The sequence below is a fragment of the Leisingera sp. ABD4_442 genome (genome assembly GCF_056160905.1).
In genome coordinates this window covers 54682-77852 of sequence record NZ_JBSWYB010000016.1, presented here as the reverse complement: position 1 = coordinate 77852, position 23171 = coordinate 54682, and the positions used below count along the sequence as shown (strand labels likewise).

Below are 23171 nucleotides of genomic sequence, written 5' to 3'. Positions count from 1 at the left end.
TCTGCTTCTTTCTGGCCCCAAATACTCTGGGGGTGAAGGCCATCAGGCCTGAGGGGGCAAAGCCCCCTCCCCTTTACCGCTGCAGCAGCACCGGGAACCAATCCTCGCGCAGGCGCTGACCAGGCTGCATATCGTGGCCTGGGAACGGCGGTGAAGTACGGCCGGGGCGCTCCACATAGCGCGCATCGTCCCCGACCAGCCGCAGCGAGAACGCACGGCGGCGCGACGTTGAAGTATTGCCGCGGGCACCGTGAAGAATTTTGTAGTTGAAAGCCACCGCATCGCCCGGCTGCATTTCATACTCCAGCACCGTCATGCCGTCCTCCACGTCCGGGTCCGGGATCGCCATGTACTGGCCCTCATCCGGGAAAAAATCCTCCTCCGACACCCAGCGGGTCGGCAGCACTTCCTTTTCCCATTTGTGCGATCCCGCCACGCAGCGCAGGGTAGCCTCCTTCACCTCGTCCAGCGGCGACCAGAAGCTGATTGTCTGCTGACCCTCGACAAAATAATAGGGGCCGTCCTGGTGCCAGGGTGTCGCCATCGAGGTGCCCGGCTCCTTGACCAGCACGTGGTCGTGGAACATTTGCACCGAAGTGGATTTCATCAGGTCGGCTGCAACCTCGGCGACCGGCGATTGTTTGATGGCCTGCTGGAATTCCGGAATGCGGGTCCAGTTGCAGTAATCGTCAAAGAAGCGGCCTGTCTGGCCCTCCTTCTTGTTCTCAGAGGCATAGGGGCCCGGGTTTTTCATATTGGCGGCAACGCCCTCGCGCAGCAATTCGACCTGTTCCGCAAACAAACCCCGGATCAGCACAACGCCGTCGCGCTGAAACTGCTCCACATGTTCCTGGGTGATGAGGGGGTGGACCATTTCTGCCTCCGCTGCTGAATGATGCAATTCTGATGCGCTATTCCTGCCGCAGCACAGGCATAGTTTCAAATCATATCTTTCTAATATACCCTTCGACCCATGTTATATTTAACTCTGCGCCACTACGAATACATCTGCGCCGTGGCCCGGCATGGCAGCCTGTCCGCCGCGGCGGAGGCCGTGCATGTCAGCCAGCCTGCGCTTTCCGCGGCGCTGAGCCGGATCGAGGACCATCTGGGCCATCCTTTGTTCCTGCGCCGCCGCGGGGCGGCGCTGGCGATGACTCCGCAGGGCAGGCTGTTTGCTGAAAACGCCCAGGCGCTGCTGGAGCAGGCAGCCCTGCTGGAAGACCCCAAGGGAACAAGCGCCGGGCAGCAGCGTCTGCTGCTGGTCTGCTTTTCCGATCTTGCCCCCTTCCTGCTGGCCCCTGCCCTGAAAGCACTGCGTCTTGCCATGCCAGAGGTGGAAATCAGTCACCGGGCCTGCGGCTTTGATTCGCTGATTACTGCCCTGTCCGAAGGTGAGGCGGATCTGGCGATCACCTATGACCTGGGTCTGGACGCAGGCTTCAGCCGGGCAGAATTGAAGCGGCTGTCACCGCACGCGCTGGTGCCGCCGGATCATCCGCTGGCGGCACGCGGCGTTATTTCTCTAGCAGAGCTGGCAGAGCACCCGCTGGTACTGTCGCAGGAGGGCCTGTCGGTGCAGCATATGCTGGGGCTGTTCAAAGCGCATGGGCTGGTGCCGCGGATTGCGCACCGGGCAGATTCGCTGGAGCTTCTGCGCAGCCTGGCGGCCAATGGCGAAGGTGTCGGCATCAGCTACAGCCTGCCGCCTGGCAGAATGAGCTATGACGGCAAAACCTTATGCGCAGTACGAGTCACCGATGCGGGGGCTGAAGAGCCGGTGATTCTGGCCGCACATGCGGATCTGCCTGTGACCTCCGTGGCGTATCAGGCACAGAACTTTCTTAGAATGGCGCTGAGCACCAGGCGGTCAGACCTTGCGCAGGCGGATCACCACATCGACTGAGGCGATTTCCATCCCCTCCGGCGCCTCCGGCAGCTTGTGAATCACCAGTTCCTGCGCAGGCGCATCGCTGACGCGCCCCTCATCTTCCCAGAAGAAATGGGGATGGTCGTGGGTGTTGGTGTCGAAATAGCTTTTGGAGCCGTCCAGCGGGATTTCCTGCAGCACGCCCGCGTCGCAGAAGGCCCGAAGGGTATTGTAGACGGTAGCCAGCGACACCGCGGCGCCGTTTTTCTTGGCCGACTCAAACAAGCTTTCGGCGGTGATGTGGCGGTGCTTGCCGTCGCCTACCAGCAATTCGGCAAGCGCAACCCGCTGCCGGGTGGGCCGCAGCCCGGCATCTGTCAGCCAGCGTGTGGCCACTTCTTCGCTGTTTGGCGTCATGAGCAGGTCCTGCATCGCGTTGCTGACCGTATATATAGGAGCAACACCTCAGGTTTTTCAAATGAAATTCATTCGCAGCTAACGCAGTAATTTCTTCCGCGCCTGTGGCACATTCAGCGCAGGAAGTGACGCAGGGTACCCTTGCGGGACCCTTTGGCCCGGTGCTACAGGGTTCCAGATACCTACACACGAACCTCACGCAGGAGATGCGACCGGATGGCCGATTACCCCAGCAGCTTTGACAAGGACGATTTGCTGAAATGCGCGCGGGGCGAGCTGTTTGGGCCGGGCAATGCCCAGCTGCCGGCGCCGCCGATGCTGATGATGGACCGCATCACCGAGATCTCCGGCGACGGCGGCGAGCATGGCAAGGGCCATGTGATTGCCGAATTCGACATCACCCCGGACCTGTGGTTCTTTGACTGCCACTTCCCCGGCAACCCGATCATGCCCGGCTGCCTGGGCCTGGACGGCCTGTGGCAGCTGACCGGCTTCAACCTGGGCTGGCGCGGCTGGCAGGGCCGCGGCTATGCGCTGGGTGTGGGCGAAGTGAAACTGACCGGCATGGTCCGCCCGGACCGCAAAATGCTGACCTATCGCATCAACTTCACCAAGGCCATCCAGACCCGCCGCCTGACCATGGGCGTTGCTGACGGCATCGTCGAGGCAGACGGCGAAGTAATCTATCAGGTCAAGGACATGAAAGTGGCGCTCAGCGAGAGCTGAGCCACCTCACTTGTTCTCTTTTTGTGTGCACGCTTGGGAAGTACCTAAGCGTGCATTACTTTTTTCTGCTTCGGGTACCGACAGGCCGATAAGAGCCTGCAACACTCTGGCGGCTAAATAATACCTTGGAGGACAACGTATGGGTAAGCCATTTACTGCCACTGAAATTTGCGAGGGCATTCTGAAAGAGCATTGGTCCAATTGCGCCGAGCGCGGCCTGCCGCAAACATGGACAAATCTACAGGAACGGATGCTCGGACGACGTAACGAACTCACAATCGCTTACGAAGACCTCATTGAGCAGACGGGAGGTTGTGCGACCGCTATCTACCTATTCTTCGACTCCCTGATGTGCGCTGTCTTTGCATGGAACCCGGATAGCATTTCCTCAATGCGCCACGACAAAGCACGACTGAAAGAAGTCAATGAATGCATAGCTGAAGCAGCTGATCGGCTCGCAGCGTTATTGGCCGAAAGACAGGAAATACAAAACCGCAATAGCTTCGGCACAGGAACGCAATTCCACATTATTAGTGCTATCAGGGAGGCTTCGAGCCAAAACTACCTGTTCAAGAACTGGGTTGAAGAGGATTTGAAAGCCCTGTCGGCAAGATACGACATGAAGTACTGGCCTTCACTATCTGATGTGGTGGACGTCCTTGGATTGGATGCAGAAAACACTCAGCTCTCCATACACGACGAAGTAACCAAGGCCGCACTGGACAGCTCACGAGCCTCCAAAGCCGACTTTTGCCGAGCGCTTTTTCAACGTGTGCAGGACGAGGCCTGCAACACCACCAGCGCATTAAAAAGCGATTTCAACTTGAAAGATGAAAGCTGGGCGTCAGTGATTAATTGTGCACTAGATTTGCCTCCCGGCGAATTGGTTGATGGACCGTACATTAAACGACTACGGCAACGATCGCGGGAAAAAGCTCGGGCACATCCTAAATCCCGCCAAAACCCAACCCATCTTGCACCTGCCCCCCTCAAAGCCTAGTAAGGCTTAAGCAAACAAGGGAGTGCACGTATGCGCCGTGTCGTCGTCACCGGTCTGGGGATCGTCTCCTCCATCGGGAACAATGCCGAAGAGGTCACCGCTTCGCTGAAAGCCGGCAAATCCGGCATCGTTGCCAGCCCGGAGATGACCGAGCATGGCTTCCGCAGCCAGGTGGCCGGCACGCTGAAAATCGACGTGGCCGAGCATGTGGACAAGCGCACTCTGCGCTTCATGGGTCCGGGTGCGGCCTATGCGCATATCGCTATGAGCCAGGCAATCGCCGATGCGGGCTTGTCCGAGGATCAGGTGGTCAACGAGCGCACTGGGCTGGTGGCCGGTTCCGGCGGCCCGTCGACCTCGGCCATGCTGACGGCGCATCAAACTGTGCTGAAGTCCGGCGCCACCAAGCGGATCGGTCCGTTTGCGGTGCCGAAATGCATGTCCTCCACCATTTCCGCCAACCTGGCGACTGCGTTTAAGATCAAGGGCATCAACTACTCGATCACCTCGGCCTGCTCGACCTCGCTGCATTGCATCGGCAACGCGGCGGAGCAGATCATGATGGGCAAGCAGGACGTGATGTTTGCCGGCGGCGGCGAGGAGCTTGACTGGACTCTGTCCTGCCTGTTCGACGCCATGGGCGCGATGTCCTCTAAGAAAAACGACGATCCGGAAAAAGCCTCCCGTGCCTTTGACCAGGACCGCGACGGTTTTGTGATCTCCGGCGGCGGCGGCATTGTGGTGCTGGAGGATCTGGAGCACGCGCTGGCGCGCGGCGCGAAAATCTATGCAGAGGTGACCGGCTTTGCCGCCACCTCCGACGGCCACGACATGGTGGCCCCGTCCGGTGAGGGCGGCGAGCGGGCGATGCGCCTGGCGCTGTCGACCCTGCCAGAGGGCCGCAAGGTGGACTACATCAACGCGCACGGCACCTCGACCCCGGTCGGTGACGTGGGCGAAGTCGAAGCGGCCCGCCGGGTTTTCGGTGAGGGCAAGGTGCCGCCAATCTCCTCGACCAAATCGATGACCGGCCATGCCCAGGGTGCGGCCGGCGCGCTGGAGGCGATCTTCTGCCTGCTGATGCTGGACAATGATTTCATTACCCCCTCGATCAATGTAGAGACCCTCGCCGAAGGCATCCTGCCGGGCGAGATTGCCACCAGCCTGGTGGAAAACGCCGGCCTCGACTCGGTGATGACCAACAGCTTCGGCTTTGGCGGCACCAATGGCTCGATGGTTCTGAGCAAATACAAGGGATAAGTGACGATGGCGGGACTGCTGACAGGCAAACGCGGCCTGATTATGGGCGTTGCCAATGACCGCTCCATCGCGTGGGGCATTGCCAAGGCAATGGCGGAGGCCGGTGCCGAGCTGGCCTTTACCTACCAGGGCGAAGCTTTTGGCAAACGGCTGGAGCCGCTGGCGCAGAGCGTCGGCTCTGACTTCATGGTTGATGTTGATGTCACCGATGATGCCTCGCTGGACGCGGCGTTTGAACAGCTGGCAGGCCGCTGGCCCGCGATTGACTTCGTTGTCCACGCGATCGCCTATTCGGACAAGAACGAGCTGACAGGACGCTTCCTTGATACCAGCCGGGCGAACTTCAAAAACTCGCTGGATATCTCTGCCTATTCCTTTATCGAGGTGGCGCGCCGGGCCTATCCGCTGATGAAGGAAAACGGCGGTACCTTGCTGACGCTGACCTACCAGGGCTCGAACCAGGTGGTTCCGAACTACAACGTGATGGGTGTAGCCAAGGCGGCGCTGGAATCGGCAACCCGCTACCTGGCCAACGATCTGGGTCCGGAAGGCATCCGCGTGAACGCGATTTCTCCCGGCCCGATGAAGACACTTGCTGGAGCCGCCATCGGCGGTGCGCGCAAGACTTTCAAGCACACAGCCCAGAACGCGCCGCTTCGTGACAACGCGACGCTGGAGGCGGTTGGCGGTACCGCGGTCTACCTGGCCTCGGACGCGGGCGCCTGCACCAGCGGCGAGATCATTCGCGTGGATGGCGGTTTCCACATCCTGGGCATGCCGCAGCCGGATCACCTGTGATGTACCGATCCGCTTGAGCAAAAGAAAAGGCGCCCGCATGGGCGCCTAATTTTTTTAGCCTGTCCGGCTTATCAGCTTCGGTTTCTGCAAGCCGTCAGGCAGCCCGCTGCTGAATGCAAGAACATGCCCTGCCCGAAGACCCAGGCTCAGTTCACAGAAACCAGTTCAATGTCGAAAACCAGATCCTTACCCGCCAGGAAATGATTAGCATCCAGTGTCACGGTCTCGTCGTTGACTTCCACGACCGTCACTGGCAGCACTTGGCCCTCGGGGCTTTGCATTTGCAGCTGGGTGCCTAGGTCCAGCGGGATATCGGCGGGGATGCCCTCGCGCGGGATTTCCTGGCGGGCGGCAGGGTTGATCGGGCCATAGGCCTCGGCACAGGGGATCTCGAGGGTCTTCTTTTCACCCACACCCATACCGCCAAGACCGGCATCCATTCCCGCGATGACCTGGCCTGCGCCCACGGTGAATTCCAGCGGATCCCGGCCTTCCGAGCTGTCAAAGACTGTGCCGTCTGTCAGCTTGCCTGTGTAGTGGATGCGCACGGTGTCGCCGTTCTTTACCCCGGTCATGAGACCTCCAATCGGTTGCGGGTTGATAAAGGGGTGCAGCGTAACGCCCGGGGACGCGATGTAAACCCGTATGGGTACAATTTCCCGCTTTGCCCTGCCATGGGCTTCATGCAACTGTCGCCGAAGGGAGGGAGCTATGCCAATCACCACCTGTATCTTTGACGCCTACGGCACCCTGTTCGATGTTGCAGCCGCTGCCCGCCAGGCCGCCGGCGAGCCCGAATTTCCGCATCTGCAGGACAGCTGGGCCGAGCTGGCCAGCCATTGGCGGCTGAAGCAGCTGCAATACACCTGGCTGCGCGCAATCACCCAGGCCCACGCTGATTTCTGGGACGTGACCCAGGATGGGCTGGATTGGGCAATGGAGGCCACCGGGCTGGCGGGTGACGCGGCCCTGCGGCAGCGGCTGCTGGATCTCTACTGGGAGCTGCAGGCCTATCCGGAAGTGCCAGCCATGCTGCAATCGCTGAAGGATGCAGGCATGAACACCGCGATCCTGTCAAACGGCTCCCCGGCGATGCTGGATGGCGCAGTGCAGTCCGCCGGGCTGAGCGGCATGCTGGATGATGTGCTTTCGGTTGAAAGCGTCGGTATCTTCAAGCCTGACAGCAGTGTTTATGATCTCGTCGGCAAGCGTTTTGGCTGCGCCAAGGAAGAGGTGCTGTTTGTGTCCTCCAACGGCTGGGATGCGGCAGGGGCCTCGGGCTATGGCTTTGTCACCGCCTGGGTGAACCGTGCGGGCGAGCCGGTGGACCGGCTGCCTTGGAAACCGGCACATATCCTGCCGGATCTGACAACAATTCCCGATCTCGCCAAGGGCTGAGAGCAGACATGCCGTTTTTTGAAACGTCTGACGGGCTGCGCCTGTTCTTTTCCGGCAGCGGCGCAGGGCTGCCGCTGATCTGCCTTGCGGGCCTGACGCGGGACAGCCGGGATTTCCGCTATTTTGCGCCGCATGCCACAGGCTGCCGGTTGATCACCCTCGACGCCCGGGGCCGCGGACAGTCGGACCATGACCCGGATTTTATGAACTATAACGTTCTGCGTGAGGCGCAGGATGTGCTGGAGCTTCTGGACCATCTGGGCCTTGATCAAGCCGCCATTCTTGGCACGTCGCGCGGCGGGCTGGTGGCGATGGCCCTGGCGGCCACGGCCAAGCACCGGCTGACAGCAGTGATCCTGAATGACGTCGGCCCAGAGATCCCACCCGGCGGCATTGCACGGATCATGGAATATGTGGGCCGGCGCCCGGCGTCAAAAACCTGGGAACAGGCAGCAGAGACGCTGACCGCGCTGATGGCCCCCGCGTTTCCGGACGTGCCCCCTGTCCGCTGGCGCGAGGAGGCCGAAGCCTTTTATGAAGAAACGCCTGACGGCCTCGCCTTGCGGTACGACCCGCGGCTGCGCGACGCGCTGCTGGCACAGGCGGACGCAGGCCCGCCGCCGGATCTGTGGCCGCTGTTCCTGTCGCTGGACGGCCTGCCCTGCGGCGTGATCCGCGGCGCGCATTCCGACATTCTGAGCGCAGCAACCTTTGCAGAGATGCAGCGCCGCCTGCCCGGCCTGCAAACCGCGGAAATTGCCAACCGCGGCCATGTGCCCTTTCTGGACGAGCCGGACGCGCTCAGCCTCATCCATTCAGTACTGGACCAGATCAGATGACCTCAATTGCCATGATTGAAGCCGCAGCGGAACGGCTTAAGGGCCACGCCCGCGTGACGCCGCTTCTCTCCTCGCCGTTTCTTGATGAAATCGCCGGCCGCCGCCTGTTTGTGAAAGCGGAGTGCCTCCAGCACACCGGGTCCTTCAAGTTCCGCGGCGGCTGGTCGGCGGTCTCGGCTCTGGGCGAAGACGCGTGCAAGCGCGGGGTGATTGCCTATTCCAGCGGCAACCACGCGCAGGGCGTGGCAGCCGCGGCCAAGGCGCTTGGAGCGCCTGCGGTAATCGTGATGCCAGCCGACGCGCCGCAGCTGAAAATCCGTAACACCCGCGATCTGGGTGCCGAAGTTGTGCTTTATGACCGCGCGGGCGGGGAAAGCCGCGAAGCCGTGGGCGCGAAACACGCCGAAGAGCGCGGACTGACGCTAATCAAACCTTATGACGAACCACTGGTGATAGCCGGCCAGGGCACTTGCGGGCTGGAGATTGCCAGACAGGCTGCGGCGGCAGGCATCGGCACCGCGGATGTACTGGTTAATTGCGGTGGCGGCGGGCTGTCTTCGGGCATTGCGCTGGCGCTGGAAGCGCGCGCGCCGGGGCTGCGGGTGCGGCCTGTCGAACCCGATGGCTTTGACGACGTGACCCGCTCGCTGGCCTCTGGCGAGGTCCAGCAGAACCCCAGCCAGTCCGGCTCCATCTGCGACGCCATCCTGACGCCGCAGCCTGGCGAGATCACTTTTCCGATTCTCCGCCGCCTGTGCGGCCCGGGCATCGTGATCACCGAGGAAGAGGCGATGCGGGCCATGGCGCTGGCCTTTCTGCGCCTTAAGGTGGTGCTTGAACCTGGTGGTGCGGCGTCTCTGGCGGCGGCCCTGTTTCATGGGGATCAAATCGACGGCGACGCGGTGATCGCGGTTGCAACCGGCGGCAATGTGGATGCGGAGCTGTTCCGGGAGGCACTCTCGCGCTATGCTTGAGGCCTGACCGCGCGATTGTCCGCGCGGCAGCCAAGGGGGCACGTCATGACACGTTTCACCATCGCCTCGTTCAACGTCAAAAACCTGATCGGCCCGGAGCGGGAATACTACCGCTTTCAAAGCTACACGCCGGAGGAATATGCGTGGAAGGCCGACTGGATGGCCGACCAGCTGCTGACTCTGAATGCGGATATCGTCGGGTGCCAGGAGATCTTCGATGAGGCACCGCTGCGCCAGGTGATAGCCGAAGCAGACCGGCGCGGGGCAGAAGCCAATGCCGCCAGCATCCCCGATCCGTCCAAACGCTATCACCGCAAGGCGATTTTCCGGAAACTGGCCTATGGCTCCTATGCCGAGGCAGAGCTGGCCTTTGCCCCGAACCTCAATGACACCGGCGAACCGGGCAAGCGGCGGCCAGGGCTGGCGGTGCTGTCACGCTTTGGCTTCGAAGGAGAGCCGGAGGTCATCCAGGATCTGGCGCAGCCGCTGGACATTCCGATGGCCTGCCTGGGCGAGGAAGATGATGCCGGGTTTTATACCCTGCGCAGGCTGTCACGGCCGATCCTCAAGGTGCGGGTGCCTGCTGGAGATCAGGTGATCAGCGTCTTCAACTGCCATCTGAAGTCGAAACTGGGTGAATACATCAAACCTCAAGGCGCCCCCTACCCGCCCGAGACCGTGCTGACGGCCTATGATGCGGCGGGCCGGGCTATGGGTGCGCTGCGGGCAGCGCTCAGGCGGATGGGCGAGGCCTGGGTGCTGCGGCGCGCAGTGCTGGACGAGCTGGAACAGGGGCGTCCGGTGATGGTGCTGGGGGATTTCAACGACGGCGAACATGCGGTCAGCAGCGAGATCATCTCAGGCGAAGTTCCGTTCAGGAACTATGCTTGGATGCTGCGCCATGACGCGCAGCACGGCGGCGACCGCTACAGCGAGGCGGAGGACGCGCAGATCCGCGAGGCGGTCGACCGGGTGCGGCTGCGCTCTGCCGAAAAGATGTTCTTGAAAAAATCCCTGCGCGATGTGGTCTACACCACCGCCTTTGGCGGCGTGCACGAGAGCATCGACCAGATCTATATGTCGCGCCATTTCGACCCTGCCTGGCGCGGCGCAGTCGGCGAGATGCTGTACTACAGCGTCTTCAACGACCACCTGACCGACGGCAGCCACCCGGAGGCTCCTTATAACAAACTGGCCTCCGATCACGGGCAGATCATGGCCCATATGGAACTGCGGAGCTGAGGGCCGCCGGAAAATGCAATTTTTCCGGCCAATTTTCTTTCTCAAGAAAATTCCCGCGCTTGCAGCAAGCGGCTGGTTTACCTCTCTGCCCCGGCGCAGGTAGACTGCAGCGGAACCGAAATAGAGGCATTCCATGCAGATTGCAGACCTGGGCGATGTCCAGCTTCACTACCGTGACGAGGGGGATCCGGAAGGCGCTCCCATTGTCTTTGCCAATTCGCTGGGCACCGACCTGAGGGTCTGGGATGCCGTGGTGGAAAGGCTGCCCGCAGGCCTGCGGACCATCCGTTACGACAAACGCGGGCATGGGCTGTCCTCCTGCCCGCCGGCGCCCTATTCGATGGGGGCGCTGGTGCGGGATGCGGAGCGGCTGCTGGACCATCTAGAGGTGCGTGACTGCATGTTCGTGGGCCTGTCGGTCGGCGGCATGGTCGCGCAAGGCTTGGCAGTGAAGCGGCTGGATCAGGTGCGGGCGCTGGTGCTGTCGAACACCGCTGCCAAGATCGGCACCGCCGGGATGTGGAAAGAGCGTGTAAGAACCGTCCAAAGCGACGGCATCGAAGCGCTGGCCGAAGCGGTGATGGAGCGCTGGTTTGCCCGCGGTTTCCGGGCTTCTCCGGAACTGCAGCTGTGGCGCAACATGCTGGTCCAGCAATCGCGCGACGGCTATGCCGGCTGCTGCGCTGCCATTGCGGGGACTGATTTCTATACCCCAACCAGCGGGCTGCGCCTGCCCTGCCTTGGAATTGCCGGGTCCGAGGACGGCTCCACCCCGCCCGACCTGGTGCGCGAAACGGTAGACCTGATCCCCGGCAGCCAGTTCCATCTGATCCGGCGCGCGGGCCATATTCCCTGTGTCGAGCAGCCGGATGAATACGCTGAGCGCTTGACGGCCTTCCTGAAAGAGACCGGGCATATTGGCTGACTTCCTTCTCGTTCACGGTTCTTGCCACGGCCCCTGGTGCTGGCGCGATGTGGTTCCAGCGCTGGAGGCCTGCGGGCACTGGGCTCGCACGATCACCCTGCCTGGGCATGCGGACGGGCGCGACCCAGCAGGCGTTACGCTGGCAGAAACGGCAGAGACAGTCGCCGCGGCCTCTTCACCAGAAACCCTGATCGTCGGGCATTCCTGGGGCGGGTTTCCCATTTCAGCGGCGGCAGAGGCGCACCCGGAACGCCTGCGCGGACTGATCTACCTGTGTGCTTATCTGCCGGTCAACGGCATGTCCCTGATTGATATGCGCAAGGCCGGTCCGCGGCAGACGCTTGAAGGCGCCACGCAAAAGAATGCGGCGGGCACCGCATACAGTCTGGCACCGGAGACCACGCCGGACCTGTTTTATCACGACTGCCCGGCCGAGGCGGTGCGCTTTGCCATGGGAAACCTCTGCGAGCAGCCGATCCTGCCGCAAAGCACTCCGATCCGCCTAGGCAACCGGTTCGGCACCGTGCGCAAGGCCTATATCCGCTGCACCGCAGACCGGGTCATTCCGCCAGAATATCAGGCAGAAATGGCCGCAGGCCTGCCGCCGGGGCAGTCATTTGATCTGAACACTTCCCACTCGCCCTTCTTTGCCAGCCCTCATGGCTTGGTAGAGCTGCTGGGGCAAATCGCAAAGGACTTCTGATGGCAGGCTCGGTTTTTGACAGCCAGATTTACGGCGGCCTTTTCAATTGCGGCGAAGCCAACCGCCTGTTCTCCGACAGTGCCGAGGTGCGCGCTATGCTGTTGGTGGAGGGAGCACTGGCCAAGGCACAGGGTGAGGCGGGTGTGATCCCGCAGGAAAGCGCCGCAGCAATCGGGCGCGCGGTTGTTGAAATTGCCGTTGATCCGGGTGTTCTGAAGCAGCCCGCTGTGCAGAACGGCGTGCCAGTGCCCGGTCTGCTGGCTGCGTTCCGCGAGGAAATGAAGGCGCCGGAACATGCGCAGTTCGTGCATTGGGGCGCCACCTCGCAGGACATAATGGACAGCGCGCTGATGTTGCGGCTGCGGCAGGTGCTGGCCTTGGTGGAGGCAGACGTGACGGCCGCGGCGATTTCACTGGGCAAACTGGCCAAGGCCCATGCGGAGCTGCCGATGGCGGCACGTACCTATGGCCAGCACGCCACTCCGACCAGTTTCGGGGCGGTGGCGGCAGGCTGGGGTATGCCTTTGCTGACCCTGCTGGATGAACTTCCTGCACTGCGGCAATCCTGCCTGATGATATCACTGTCAGGGGCAGCAGGCACCGCGTCAGCCCTGGGTGCCAAGGCCGCAGAAGTGCGCGCAGCAATGGCGAAGGGTCTGGCGCTGCAGGATCCGGGGCGCAGCTGGCACACCGACCGCACACCGGTTCTGAGGATTGCGGACTGGCTGATGCGGGTGACGCTGGCGTTTGGCAAAATCGGTGAGGACTGCACCGCGCTGGCCGGGACCGGCGTCCAGGAGATCTCGCTGGACGGGGTGGGATCCTCCTCTACCATGCCGCAGAAGCAGAACCCGGTAGCGCCTTCGGTGCTGGCAGCGTTGGCGCGACAGGGCAGCGGCTTGTTTGCCGTGCTGCAAGGCGCCTCGGTACAGCAGCACCAGCGCGACGGCGCAGCCTGGTTCACCGAGTGGATGTGCCTGCCACAGATCGTTCTGGGTGCGGCAAGCGCCGCAAAGACAGGCAAGAAGCTCTGCTCAGGGCTTGCTCCCAATGCGGAAGCAATGGCGGTGGCACTGTCCGGCGGTTTGGACATGATCCACGCCGAAGCGCTGAGCTTTGCCTTGGCTGGGCTGATGCCTAGGCCGGACGCACAGGCAGCGGTCAAGGCGCTGTGCCTGGAGGCGCAGGCCGCGCATACGCCGCTGCGGGAGCTGGCTGCGCGGGACTATCCGGATTTGGATACCGCAGCACTGTTTGATCCGGCACAGCAGATGGGCCGCGCCCCCTGGGAAGCCTTGCAATTTGCCCGCGAGACAGAGGAACTGGATACCAAATAGCCGCCGCTGAGGAGACAAAGCTTGTCCGCGTTGTCCGCAAACCAGGGTGATAAATCCAGGACTGGCCGTTCCAGCCGGCTGTCTCTGATCTTTGTGCTGGCTACGGTCATGATTGATGCCATGGGCATTGGCCTCATCATGCCGGTAATGCCGGGCCTCATCACCGAGGTGCAGGGCGGCTCGCTGGCCCAGGCGGCGGTTAGGGGCGGCGCCTTAAGCACCGTGTTTGCGGTGATGCAGTTCCTGTTCAGCCCGGTGCTGGGCAGCCTTTCCGACGCGGTGGGGCGCAGGCCAGTGCTGCTGGTGTCGCTGTTCGTGATGGCGCTGGATTATCTGGTCATGGCGATGGCCGGTACCATGTGGCTGCTGCTTCTGGGCCGCGTGCTGGGCGGCATCACCGCCGCCACGCATTCGACGGCAGGCGCCTATATCGCCGACATCTCACCGCCCGAAAAGAAAGCCGCGAACTTTGGCCTCTTGGGCGCAGCTTTCGGTGCGGGATTTGTTCTGGGCCCGCTGATGGGCGGGCTGCTGGGAGAGCTGGGCACACGGGCGCCCTTTTTTGCCGCGGCGGTGCTTGTGCTGCTGAATTTCGCCCTTGGCTGGTTTGTGATGGGCGAAACGGTTCGCGAGGAGTACCGGCGTCCGTTCGAGTGGCGCCGCGCCAATCCCTTTGGCGCCTTTCGCGCGGTCGGCCGCATCCCGGGCATCAAGGCGCTGTTGTGGGTCTATTTCCTCTATTCCGTGGCGATCTACGTCTACCCGGCGGTCTGGTCTTACTTCACGCTGGAACGCTTTGGCTGGCAGCCGCAGGTGATCGGCCTGTCGCTGGCAGTTTACGGCATCTCCATGGGTTTGGTGCAGGGCTGGCTGCTGCGGTATACCGTGGTCTGGTTCGGAGAGCGGCGCACGGTGATCTGGGGTCAGGTTTTCGACTTCATCGCCTTTGGCATCCTGGCCTTCATCTCCAAAGGCGTGCTGGCGATGATGCTGATCCCGGTGTCGGCACTGGGAGCCGTGGTGCAGCCCGCACTGCAAGGAATGATGGCGCAGGCGGTGGAGGACAACCAGCAAGGCGAGCTGCAAGGGGTGCTGACCGCCGTCAACGCGCTGGCGATGATCCTGTCGCCTCTGATGATGACGACGGTGTTTGCCCGGTTCACCGCAGAGGGCGCGCCTTTTTACCTGCCTGGCGCGCCGTTCCTGCTGGCACTGCTGCTGATGGGCATCGGCTGCGCGGTGTTTCTGCGCAGCAAATCTTCCGTAGCGTAAAACCGCCCTGCCGCTGCCGCATACCGGCTTGATATGGTCCTTCCTCCGCGCCACGCTGCTGGGAAACGGGGAGAGAGACCATGCAAACCATCAAAGCCGCCGTCTGCCATGAGTTCGGCGCCCCGCTGGTGATCGAGGAGGTGCAGCTGGCCGCTCCCGGCATGGGCGAGGTCGAGGTTACCCTGGACGCGGTTGCCATCTGCCACAGTGACATCTCCTTTGCCGAGGGTGCCTGGGGCGGGCATCTGCCAGCCGTCTACGGGCATGAGGCAGCCGGAGTAATCACTGGCATCGGCGATGGTGTTCTGGGCTTTGCCGAGGGCGATTCCGTCGTGGTCACCCTGATCCGCAGTTGCGGCACCTGCCCCTCCTGCGCGGGCGGCAAGCCCACCATCTGCGAAACACCGCATGACACCGTGCAGGGCCCGCTGAAGACCGCCGATGGCCAGCCGCTGGACCAGGCCATGGCCTGCGGCGCCTTTGCCGAAAAAGTGGTGGTCGACCAGCGCCAGATCGTGAAGATCCCTGCGGACATGGCAATGGATGCCGCGGCCTTGGTCTCCTGCGGGGTGATCACCGGCGTCGGCGCGGTGGTGAATGCAGCGCAATTGCGCGCGGGGCAGGATGTGGTGGTGATCGGCGCCGGCGGCGTTGGCCTCAACGCCATCCAGGGCGCGCGCATCGCCGGCGCCCGCCGCATCGTGGCGGTGGACATGAGCCCGGAGAAACTGCAGATCGCCAAGGAGTTCGGCGCCACCCACGGCGTGCTTGCCACCGAAGCGAAACCCTGGAAGGCGGCCTATAAGGCGCTTGGCGGACGTGGCGCAGATGCGGTGCTGATCACCGTCGGCGCCATCCCCGCCTACGACCAGGCGCCCCGTTACCTCGCCCGCGGTGGCAGGGCGGTGCTGATCGGAATGCCTCACTCGGGCGCCAAGGCCGCTTATGAGCCCGTGGTGCTTGCGGCCGTTAGCCAGGGGCTCATCGGCTCAAAGATGGGTGATGTGGTGATCCAGCGCGATATCCCGTGGATGGTGGACCTCTACAGCCAAGGCCGCCTGAAACTGGACGAGCTGATCTCGGGCCGCTGGCCGCTGGAGCAGATCAACGAGGCGATTGCCGACACCAAGACTGGCAGCGCCAAGCGCAATGTGATTGTGTTCAGCTGACGCCCCAACCGGAGCCTGGTCCGTGCTGAAATTCCTGACCGATCTGTTCAAACCCGAAGCGCCGAAAGCGCAGCCCATCACCTCGGAAACCTCGATGAGCTTTGCCAGCATTGAGGTCGGCCCTTTTCTGACCCGGCTGGCCAATAATCCGCACTTCGGCCTGCCCGCCAATTTCGCGGCCTCCATTGCCGATGATGTCCCCGGCATGGCACTGGACGAAACCCTCCGCTGGAAGATCGAGGGCGGATTTGACGGGGCGCTGGTTGAACTGGAGATCGAAGCCTTCATGAACGGCGCCGACGCCCCCGACCTCACCTTTTTCAGCAGCCAGGCTGCAATCGAGGAGATTGAGCGCGAACTGACAGCCTTTGCCAGGGCAATGGAGGGGTAAGCCATGAAGCTGCAAGACCTGGACGTGATCGTCACCGCGCCGCCCGCGCCCGGCTGGGGCGGGCGCTATTGGATCCTGGTGAAGGTAACCACTGACACCGGTATCACCGGATGGGGCGAATGCTATGCCTCATCCGTGGGTCCGGAAGCGATGACCCATGTGATCCGCGATGTCTTCGATCGCCATATGGCCGGTGAAAACCCGGAAAACATCGAACTGATGTTCCGCCGGGCCTATTCTTCGGGCTTCACTCAGCGCCCCGACCTGACGGTGATGGGAGCGTTTTCCGGACTGGAGGTCGCCTGCTGGGACATCCTGGGCAAGGACCGCAGCCGCCCGGTGCATGCGCTGATCGGCGGCCGGATGAACGACCGTATCCGCGCCTATACTTACCTTTACCCGCTGCCGCATCAGGACGTCATGGCGTTCTGGACATCACCTGACATGGCTGCCGAGGCGGCACAAAAACGGGTCGAGGAAGGCTACACCGCGCTGAAGTTCGATCCGGCCGGCCCCTACACGATGCGCGGCGGCCATATGCCTGCGATGTCCGACATCTCCCTGTCTGTGGCTTTCTGCAAAGCAATCCGCGAGGCGGTGGGAGACAGGGCCGACCTCCTTTTCGGCACCCATGGCCAGTTCAGCACAGCCGGTGCCATCCGCCTGGGCCAGGCCCTGGAGACCTACTCCCCGCTCTGGTTCGAAGAACCCACTCCGCCCGACAATATCGAGGACATGGCCCGCGTTGCCCGCAACGTGCGCATCCCCGTCGCCACCGGTGAGCGGATGACCACCAAATCCGAGTTCGCCGCCGTGCTGCGTGCAGGCGCCGCCGAGATCCTGCAGCCCGCCCTGGGCCGGGCCGGCGGCATCTGGGAGATGAAAAAGGTGGCCGCCATTGCCGAGGTTTTCAATGCGCAGATGGCGCCGCATCTCTATGCCGGGCCAGTGGAATGGGCCGCCAATGTCCACCTGGCAGCCTCGATCCCCAATATCCTGCTGCTGGAGACCATTGAGACGCCTTTTCACGACCAGCTGATCAAAGGGGCAATTCGGGTTGAGAACGGTTTTGTCACACCGCCAGAGACACCGGGCTTGGGGATTGAGATCGACGAGGACCTGGCCCGTGCCCATCCCTTCACCGGCAGCGATCTGCATCTCAACATGCAGGAAGCGCCCTGTGACTATGCAAATGGCAATGCTTTTGCCGGTGGCTCTCCGCCGATCATTGAATAAGCCTGCAGCACCGGGGTGACATAGCCTCGAAAATCGAGGCAATATGCGGCAAAAGACCAGCCAGGATGCCGCATTTTGCCCGCCCAAGACGACGACAGTATCAAACCTGCCCCCCCGATCAACATGCAGGAGCGGGCCGCGGCGGCGGCCGCTTTCCTTAAGACGCTGGCCCATGAAGGCCGGCTGATGATCCTGTGCCACCTGGGCGCCGGGGAGAAATCCGTGGGGGAGCTGGAAGCGCTGCTGAACATGCGCCAGGCGGCGGTCAGCCAAATGCTGGCACGGCTGCGGGAAGACAATCTGGTCTCCACCCGGCGGGACGGCAAAACGGTGTTCTATTCGCTGACTGACGGAAATACCGAAGAAATGATCGCCCTGCTTTACAAGCAGTTCTGCAGCGGCGGCTGACGTACCGCGCGCTGCGCGCCAGCGTAGCGACGGGCCCACCTGTGCGACTGCATTCCGTGAAGACTGCGGAACAGGCGGGAGCCACCGGTCAGCTGTCCGGACGGACCATCTGCCTCTGCACACCCAGCCCCTTGATCTCCAGCCGCATCACATCACCCGGCTTCAGATAGACCGGCTGCGGTTTGGCCCCCATGCCGACGCCCGGTGGCGTGCCGGTTGCGATCACGTCGCCGGGCTGCAGCGTCATCAGCTGGCTCAAATGCGAGATGATCTGCGCCACGGTGAAAACCATCCGGCTGGTGCTGCCGGTCTGCCTGCGCTCGCCGTTCACATCGCAAGTCAGCCACAGATTCTGCGGATCCGGCACCTCGTCCCGAGTGACCAGCCACGGTCCGATGGGACCGAACGTGTCGCAGCTTTTGCCCTTGGTCCACTGGCCTGTCAGCTTGGTCTGAAAGTCGCGCTCCGACACATCATTGATCACGCAATAGCCCGCAACATGGTGCAGCGCCTCGTCCTCTGAGACGTATTTGGCTGCCGTGCCGATCACCACGCCCAATTCCACCTCCCAGTCGGCAGCCACAGAGCCGCGCGGCAGCAGCACGTCATCCTCCGCACCGCAGATGGAAGACGGCGCTTTGAGGAACAGGATCGGATGTTCCGGCAGCTCCATGCCCATCTCTTCCGCATGGTCGGTGTAGTTCAGGCCAATGCCTAGAAATTTGCCGGTTTGCCCCACGCATGGCGCCAGGTCAGCCCTGCCCTGCACCAGCGGCAGTGTCTCAGGGTCCAGCGCCGCCAGCCTAGCAAGCCCTTCATCCCCCAGCACGGCCCCGATGATGTCCGGTACATGCGCTGACAGATCCCTGACCTGTCCCGCGCTGTCCAGCAGGCCCGGCCGCACGCCGGTGCCGGCGCGATAGCGCAACAGTTTCATATCGGTGTTCCTTGTTTCGATGTTCCGGTCAATTGGAGACGTAGCCCGCCACCACCTGCAGCAGCTTGAAGGCAGTGGAGGCATCATTTTCCACAACGGCCAGGAATTCCTCCTCGCCGATGCGCAGGCAGCGCAGATCGCTTTCGGCAATCATGCTGAGCGCCCGCGGCTCCTGCCGGATCAGCCCAAGTTCCCCGACCAAGCGGCCCGGGCCAACTTTGGCAATCAGCCGGCCGTCCGCCCCGTCCTGCGGCAGGTAAAGCCCGGCCTCGCCTTCCAGAATCATATAGGCGCCGTCGCTGGCCTCATCATCCTTGAGAAAGACCACTTCACCCGCCTTGGCATCGTACCAGCGGGCACCAAAGGCCAGCAGACGCAGCTGGCGACGGTTGAGGCCGGAAAACAGCTCCGTCTGCTCCAGCGCCCGCAGCTTGCGGGCCAGGTCCTGGCTGGCCGCGCCATCACCTGCCGCCGCGGCTTCCGCCTCATCACTGACCAGGCGGCCCTGGCGCAGCTCATAATAGACGTCAAAGACATCCGGACTCTGGAAGGCAGGCGCCAGGTAGATCAGGGTGGTCTCCGGCAGCAGCTTACGCAGGTTCTTATGCACCGCAACGCGGGTTTCCAGGTCGTAGCTCGCCATCGCGGAATCCAGGATCAGGATATCCGGCCGCTTGATAGTCGCCCGGCAGAAGGCCAGCGGCTCGGCAAAGCTGGCGGCAAGCCCCTGCCCGCCCACCGCAATCGGCATGTCAAAGATCAGTTCCACCACCTGGTCCCGCAAACCCTCGCGCACCATCAGGTCTGAGACCAGCTTACGCACCTCATCGCCCTTGGCACCGGCCGCATCGGAGATCTTACCGAACAGCGCGTTCTCCAGAACGGTCAGGCTGGGTGCAATTGTGTCCTCGTCAAAAGGTGAGAAACCAGCCCCCAGCGACGTCAGCAGGCTTTGCCCATGGCTGCGGCGGAAACCGAGGATACGGTCCTTCATGTCCTCTTCGAAGGCGGGGCCGATCTGTTCCGCGGAAATGGTGAATGGCACAATCAGCAGCTGCGCCAGTTCCTCTCGGCTGAGCGCCGCTGCGTTCAACGCACCGGGCCGATCCACCAACCCAAGCGCCGCCTCATAGGCCGCCACATCCAGGCCCAGCTTGCGGAACAGCGGGTGGGTGGTGCCGTCCATACCGAAGATTTGCCGCAGCATCTCGACCACATCACGGGTCAGCAACACCAGGCTTTCGTCGAGGCCCAGCTGTTTCAGCTGATCGAGAAAGTCCTTTTGCCCATTCAGCATCTCGCCCGTCATCGCCTGCGGCGAAGCGGCAAACAGCAGGTTTTCCGCAACTGGCAGGGCCGGATTATAGCTCTCCTGCTCCAGGAAATGCACATGCACATCCAGGCCCGCCGCGCGGATCGCCTTGCGCACTGCCGGACGCAGCTTCACCAGTTTCTCCGCCAGATCCGGATGCCCGGGCGCCTCAAAGCGCTGTTCGATGCCGCGGCGGAACAGAGCAGTGTCCGAGCCGATGCCTTCCACCAGTTGCAGCCACCAGCCGCGCAGCTCCACTTCGCTGGAAAAGCCGGCAAGCTTCGGGTCGAGCCAGGGCGCATCAAAGGGATCCGGGCTGTTGCCCGCGCGTTTGGCGATTTCCAGCTGCTGCAGGTCGCGGGCAGCCCCCTGCGGACGCATCCGCATCGGCATCATCACATTGTCGCCGAAAGACCCCTGGAACAGCACCGGGCGCGAGGTGGCATAGCCAATCCGCGCCGCCACCGTGGCCTGATGCAGCTTGCTGAGGTTCTGATCCGCGACTTTGACTGTCCCCGACGTCGGCAGGATTTCCCGCGTCAGCAGCTCTGCCAAGGCTCGGCGGTCTTCCTCCGAAGGGGCGGCGATGCCGATGACCTGCCCTGCAGGGAAAGTTGCGCTCAACTCCTCCAGCACAAGATTGCCGTCTGTGTCGCGCACATTAACGGCATCCAGCACCACGTCGCCAGTCAGGTGCCGCAGCTCTTCCGGCTCTCCACTCAGCAGGTTTTCATCCACCATGCCCTGCGGCGCAAAACGTTCCAGGATCACCTCCCAGCGCAAGGACATGTCCTGGGTCTGGTTGTAATAGGCCAGCAGTTCCTTCCAAGGGGATGCAAGATCTTTGTAAGCTGCCAGCGCCGCCACCAGTGCCCCCAGCGAGACCTTGCCCTGCAGCACCAGGTAGCCGCCGACCGCATAGAAGAAGAACGGCGTCAGCTGGGTAATGAAGTTGTTGAGAAACTTCATAAAGAACTTTTTCTGGTAGATCTCGAAGCGGATGTCATAGAGCCGCCCCAGCCGGGCGGTGATGATCGCCATCCGGTAGCGCCAGCCGCCGTTGATCCGGAGTGTCGAGGCACCCGCCGCGCTTTCACCGATCTCCGTCGCCAGCGACCGTACCTGTTTTATGCGCTTCTTGTTCAAGAGATTGATCTGCCGCTGCAGCATCGGAATCAGCCAGCCCTGCAGAGGAATCAACGCAATCGCTGCCATCCCGAACCAGAAATTCTGCAGGAACAGGAAAAAGAGGATCGTCAGCATCTGACCCGCCTGCAGTACCGGCTGGCTTACCGCATCGCCCATCAGCCCGCCCATCGGCTCGGACTCGGAGGTGACCATGGAAACCAGTTCACCTTGGCTGACCCGCTCGAAATAGGGCTGCGGGAAACGCAGTACCCGGGCGATCAGCTGATAGCGAAAGCGGCGCAGCATCCGCTCGGCCAGCACCCCTTTCATGGTGTTGATCCGCATCTTCAGCAAACCGTGGCACAACACCGACAGCAGGAAAGCACCGCAGAGGATCCATAGAAACGTCAGCTGATCATAACTCTGCCCCAGCACGGTAATGGTGGAGGTTTCCGAGCCGATCGCGTCATTGATGATCCGCTTGGGCAGCTCCAGGGTCAGATAGAGCAGAGGGAACAGGCAGGCGGTAACGACCAGCAGCACCAGCTGGTCGCGTTTCGAATATTTCCAGATGAAACGGAACAGAGAGCGTTCTATGGGAAAGCTCCATTACTGGCGGCTTCGGACATGGCTGCCCTATGGGTAGCGCGGTTTGACCGGAACAGGCAATGGGCAGCAACCCGCTTGTTCCCGTTGCGGCACGTTACCGGCACAGCATTTGCCAGACGCCAAAAAATCCGTAAGGTTCCAGCATCGTACACTTGCCGGAGGTCATCGGGTTTGCCTGAATATGTCGGTTCTGTCCTGCTGCTGCTCTGCGCGTTGCAGATCAAGCACCTGTTTGCCGACTTCTTTCTGCAGACACCCAAGATGCTGTCCGGCCGCTGCGCCTATGCCCATATGGGACGGGCCCAGCACGCCGGCGTCCACGTGATCGGCTCTGCCTTGGTCTATTTGCTGTTTGGCGCGCCGCTGATGTTCATTCTGGTGCTGGGTGTGCTGGAATGGGTGGTCCATTTCCACATTGATTTCGGCAAGGCCCGGTTTTCCGAGCGTAAGAAACTGAACCCGCAGCAGGCAATGTTCTGGCAGGCAATGGGGTCGGATCAGGCGCTGCACCAGCTGACTTATATCGCAATGGCCTGGGCCTGGGTCAAATACGCCGCAATGTAAAACGCGCGCAGGGGGCCGGCCCCGCCGCCGATAGGGTGAGGCATGCGCCGCAAGGCGCAATTCCTAAGGTACCACTGGCTTGTCCCGCTTGATGGTCCGCAGCACCACATTGGTCTGGGCGCTTGCCACAGCAGGCAGGCGGAACAGAAAATCCTCCAGAAACCGGTTATACGCCTCCAGATCCGGGGCCAGCACACGCAGGTGGTAATCGGCCTGGCCGGTTGTGGCATAGCACTCCTGCACCAGCGGGCTGGTTTCCACCGCGCGGATGAATTCCACCAGCTTGTCCGGGTCGTGGCGGGTCAGGTGCACATGCACAAGCGCCTGGAACCCCAACCCCATGGCAGGTGCATTCACCACCGCGCCGTAGCGTTCGATAACCCCTGCCTCCTCCAGCGCGCGGACCCGGCGCCACAAGGCAGAGGGTGACATTCCGACGGCCTCTGCCAGGTCAGCGTTGGAGATGCGGGAATCTTCCTGCAGCAGGGTCAGAATACGGCGATCCCGGTCGCCCATCTTCATTCTCTGGATACTTTCTTCAAATGCGAGGCCCTTTCTGGTAAGTATATCCATTATTATCCGCAAAACCATCAACTCAGGCAAATCTTTTCAGGCTATGGGGATTACTTTTCCAGGACACGTTTCTTCCGCGCAAG

The 23171-nt window shown here is 62.2% G+C and carries 24 protein-coding genes; 18 read left to right on the top strand and 6 right to left on the bottom strand.

Annotation, left to right across the window (positions count from 1 at the left end):
* Positions 1 to 73: 73 nt before the first annotated feature.
* On the bottom strand, positions 74 to 874 hold the full coding sequence (locus ACXAHG_RS13720; protein WP_475058147.1) for a phytanoyl-CoA dioxygenase family protein: 801 nt from the start codon (positions 872 to 874) through the stop codon (positions 74 to 76).
* A gap of 99 nt (positions 875 to 973) precedes the next feature.
* On the opposite strand from ACXAHG_RS13720, the gene ACXAHG_RS13715 reads away from it, so the two are divergent.
* Positions 974 to 1906 carry a LysR family transcriptional regulator gene (locus tag ACXAHG_RS13715; RefSeq protein WP_475058144.1) on the top strand — a complete coding sequence of 311 codons (933 nt, stop codon included), beginning with the start codon at positions 974 to 976 and terminating at the stop codon, positions 1904 to 1906.
* Here the strand turns inward: ACXAHG_RS13715 and irrA are convergent.
* Positions 1871 to 2287, bottom strand: coding sequence for an iron response transcriptional regulator IrrA (gene irrA / locus ACXAHG_RS13710; RefSeq protein WP_065265869.1), 417 nt, complete (start codon positions 2285 to 2287; stop codon positions 1871 to 1873). The genes ACXAHG_RS13715 and irrA overlap by 36 nt on opposite strands.
* Before the next feature lie 216 nt (positions 2288 to 2503).
* Between irrA and fabA the strand changes: the two genes are divergently transcribed.
* The 4 genes from fabA (at position 2504) to ACXAHG_RS13690 (ending at position 6071) form a co-directional block, all read left to right on the top strand.
* Positions 2504 to 3013, top strand: coding sequence for a bifunctional 3-hydroxydecanoyl-ACP dehydratase/trans-2-decenoyl-ACP isomerase (gene fabA / locus ACXAHG_RS13705; RefSeq protein ID WP_039127596.1), 510 nt, complete (start codon positions 2504 to 2506; stop codon positions 3011 to 3013).
* Between the two features lie 139 nt (positions 3014 to 3152).
* A complete protein-coding gene (locus tag ACXAHG_RS13700) occupies positions 3153 to 4013 on the top strand; it encodes a hypothetical protein (RefSeq protein ID WP_475058141.1) in 861 nt (286 codons plus the stop codon).
* A 30-nt stretch (positions 4014 to 4043) separates the two neighbouring features.
* A complete protein-coding gene (gene fabB, locus ACXAHG_RS13695) occupies positions 4044 to 5273 on the top strand; it encodes a beta-ketoacyl-ACP synthase I (protein WP_475058138.1) in 1230 nt (409 codons plus the stop codon).
* Between the two features lie 6 nt (positions 5274 to 5279).
* Complete coding sequence (locus ACXAHG_RS13690) at positions 5280 to 6071, top strand: enoyl-ACP reductase FabI (protein WP_475041224.1); 792 nt, start codon at positions 5280 to 5282, stop codon at positions 6069 to 6071.
* 146 nt (positions 6072 to 6217) lie between these two features.
* Here ACXAHG_RS13690 and ACXAHG_RS13685 read toward each other — a convergent pair whose 3' ends face one another.
* Positions 6218 to 6646: an FKBP-type peptidyl-prolyl cis-trans isomerase gene (locus ACXAHG_RS13685; RefSeq protein ID WP_475058136.1), complete on the bottom strand. Its 429-nt coding sequence runs from the start codon at positions 6644 to 6646 to the stop codon at positions 6218 to 6220.
* Positions 6647 to 6782: 136 nt separating this feature from the next.
* Here ACXAHG_RS13685 and ACXAHG_RS13680 point away from each other — a divergent pair, with 136 nt between their 5' ends.
* The 12 genes from ACXAHG_RS13680 to ACXAHG_RS13625 all read left to right on the top strand — a co-directional run bounded on the left by ACXAHG_RS13680 (position 6783) and on the right by ACXAHG_RS13625 (position 17965).
* Positions 6783 to 7469 (top strand): haloacid dehalogenase type II, encoded by a 687-nt coding sequence (locus tag ACXAHG_RS13680; protein WP_475041220.1) that lies wholly within the window; start codon positions 6783 to 6785, stop codon positions 7467 to 7469.
* A gap of 8 nt (positions 7470 to 7477) precedes the next feature.
* Entirely contained in the window at positions 7478 to 8308 is an 831-nt protein-coding gene (locus tag ACXAHG_RS13675) for an alpha/beta fold hydrolase (protein ID WP_475058133.1), read from the top strand.
* Positions 8305 to 9282, top strand: a complete 978-nt coding sequence (locus tag ACXAHG_RS13670; protein WP_475058131.1) for a threonine ammonia-lyase — start codon at positions 8305 to 8307, stop codon at positions 9280 to 9282. The genes ACXAHG_RS13675 and ACXAHG_RS13670 overlap by 4 nt, the downstream gene beginning before the upstream one ends.
* A 45-nt stretch (positions 9283 to 9327) precedes the next feature.
* Complete coding sequence (locus ACXAHG_RS13665) at positions 9328 to 10524, top strand: endonuclease/exonuclease/phosphatase family protein (protein ID WP_475058128.1); 1197 nt, start codon at positions 9328 to 9330, stop codon at positions 10522 to 10524.
* Positions 10525 to 10657: 133 nt separating this feature from the next.
* Entirely contained in the window at positions 10658 to 11449 is a 792-nt protein-coding gene (pcaD, locus tag ACXAHG_RS13660) for a 3-oxoadipate enol-lactonase (RefSeq protein WP_475041215.1), read from the top strand.
* The gene (locus ACXAHG_RS13655) at positions 11442 to 12152 is read left to right on the top strand and encodes an alpha/beta fold hydrolase (RefSeq protein ID WP_475058125.1); all 711 of its coding nucleotides are present in this window, start codon (positions 11442 to 11444) and stop codon (positions 12150 to 12152) included. The genes pcaD and ACXAHG_RS13655 overlap by 8 nt, the downstream gene beginning before the upstream one ends.
* On the top strand, positions 12152 to 13489 hold the full coding sequence (locus ACXAHG_RS13650; protein WP_475058123.1) for a lyase family protein: 1338 nt from the start codon (positions 12152 to 12154) through the stop codon (positions 13487 to 13489). Before ACXAHG_RS13655 ends, ACXAHG_RS13650 begins: the two co-directional genes overlap by 1 nt.
* Before the next feature lie 108 nt (positions 13490 to 13597).
* Complete coding sequence (locus ACXAHG_RS13645; protein ID WP_475045227.1) at positions 13598 to 14761, top strand: TCR/Tet family MFS transporter; 1164 nt, start codon at positions 13598 to 13600, stop codon at positions 14759 to 14761.
* Positions 14762 to 14841: 80 nt separating this feature from the next.
* Positions 14842 to 15930: a Zn-dependent alcohol dehydrogenase gene (locus ACXAHG_RS13640; protein WP_475058120.1), complete on the top strand. Its 1089-nt coding sequence runs from the start codon at positions 14842 to 14844 to the stop codon at positions 15928 to 15930.
* A gap of 22 nt (positions 15931 to 15952) precedes the next feature.
* On the top strand, positions 15953 to 16321 hold the full coding sequence (locus ACXAHG_RS13635) for a hypothetical protein (protein ID WP_475058118.1): 369 nt from the start codon (positions 15953 to 15955) through the stop codon (positions 16319 to 16321).
* 3 nt (positions 16322 to 16324) lie between these two features.
* Positions 16325 to 17557 (top strand): mandelate racemase/muconate lactonizing enzyme family protein, encoded by a 1233-nt coding sequence (locus ACXAHG_RS13630; protein WP_475041207.1) that lies wholly within the window; start codon positions 16325 to 16327, stop codon positions 17555 to 17557.
* Positions 17558 to 17680: 123 nt separating this feature from the next.
* A complete protein-coding gene (locus ACXAHG_RS13625) occupies positions 17681 to 17965 on the top strand; it encodes an ArsR/SmtB family transcription factor (protein ID WP_475045225.1) in 285 nt (94 codons plus the stop codon).
* An 88-nt stretch (positions 17966 to 18053) separates the two neighbouring features.
* Here ACXAHG_RS13625 and ACXAHG_RS13620 read toward each other — a convergent pair whose 3' ends face one another.
* Positions 18054 to 18902, bottom strand: coding sequence for a fumarylacetoacetate hydrolase family protein (locus tag ACXAHG_RS13620; protein WP_475058115.1), 849 nt, complete (start codon positions 18900 to 18902; stop codon positions 18054 to 18056).
* Positions 18903 to 18930: 28 nt separating this feature from the next.
* Positions 18931 to 21888 (bottom strand): ABC transporter transmembrane domain-containing protein, encoded by a 2958-nt coding sequence (locus ACXAHG_RS13615; protein WP_475058158.1) that lies wholly within the window; start codon positions 21886 to 21888, stop codon positions 18931 to 18933.
* Positions 21889 to 22122: 234 nt separating this feature from the next.
* On the opposite strand from ACXAHG_RS13615, the gene ACXAHG_RS13610 reads away from it, so the two are divergent.
* Positions 22123 to 22515 carry a DUF3307 domain-containing protein gene (locus ACXAHG_RS13610; protein WP_475041204.1) on the top strand — a complete coding sequence of 131 codons (393 nt, stop codon included), beginning with the start codon at positions 22123 to 22125 and terminating at the stop codon, positions 22513 to 22515.
* A gap of 63 nt (positions 22516 to 22578) precedes the next feature.
* Here the strand turns inward: ACXAHG_RS13610 and ACXAHG_RS13605 are convergent, their stop codons facing one another.
* Positions 22579 to 23037: an Lrp/AsnC family transcriptional regulator gene (locus ACXAHG_RS13605; protein ID WP_475041203.1), complete on the bottom strand. Its 459-nt coding sequence runs from the start codon at positions 23035 to 23037 to the stop codon at positions 22579 to 22581.
* Positions 23038 to 23171 lie beyond the last annotated feature (134 nt).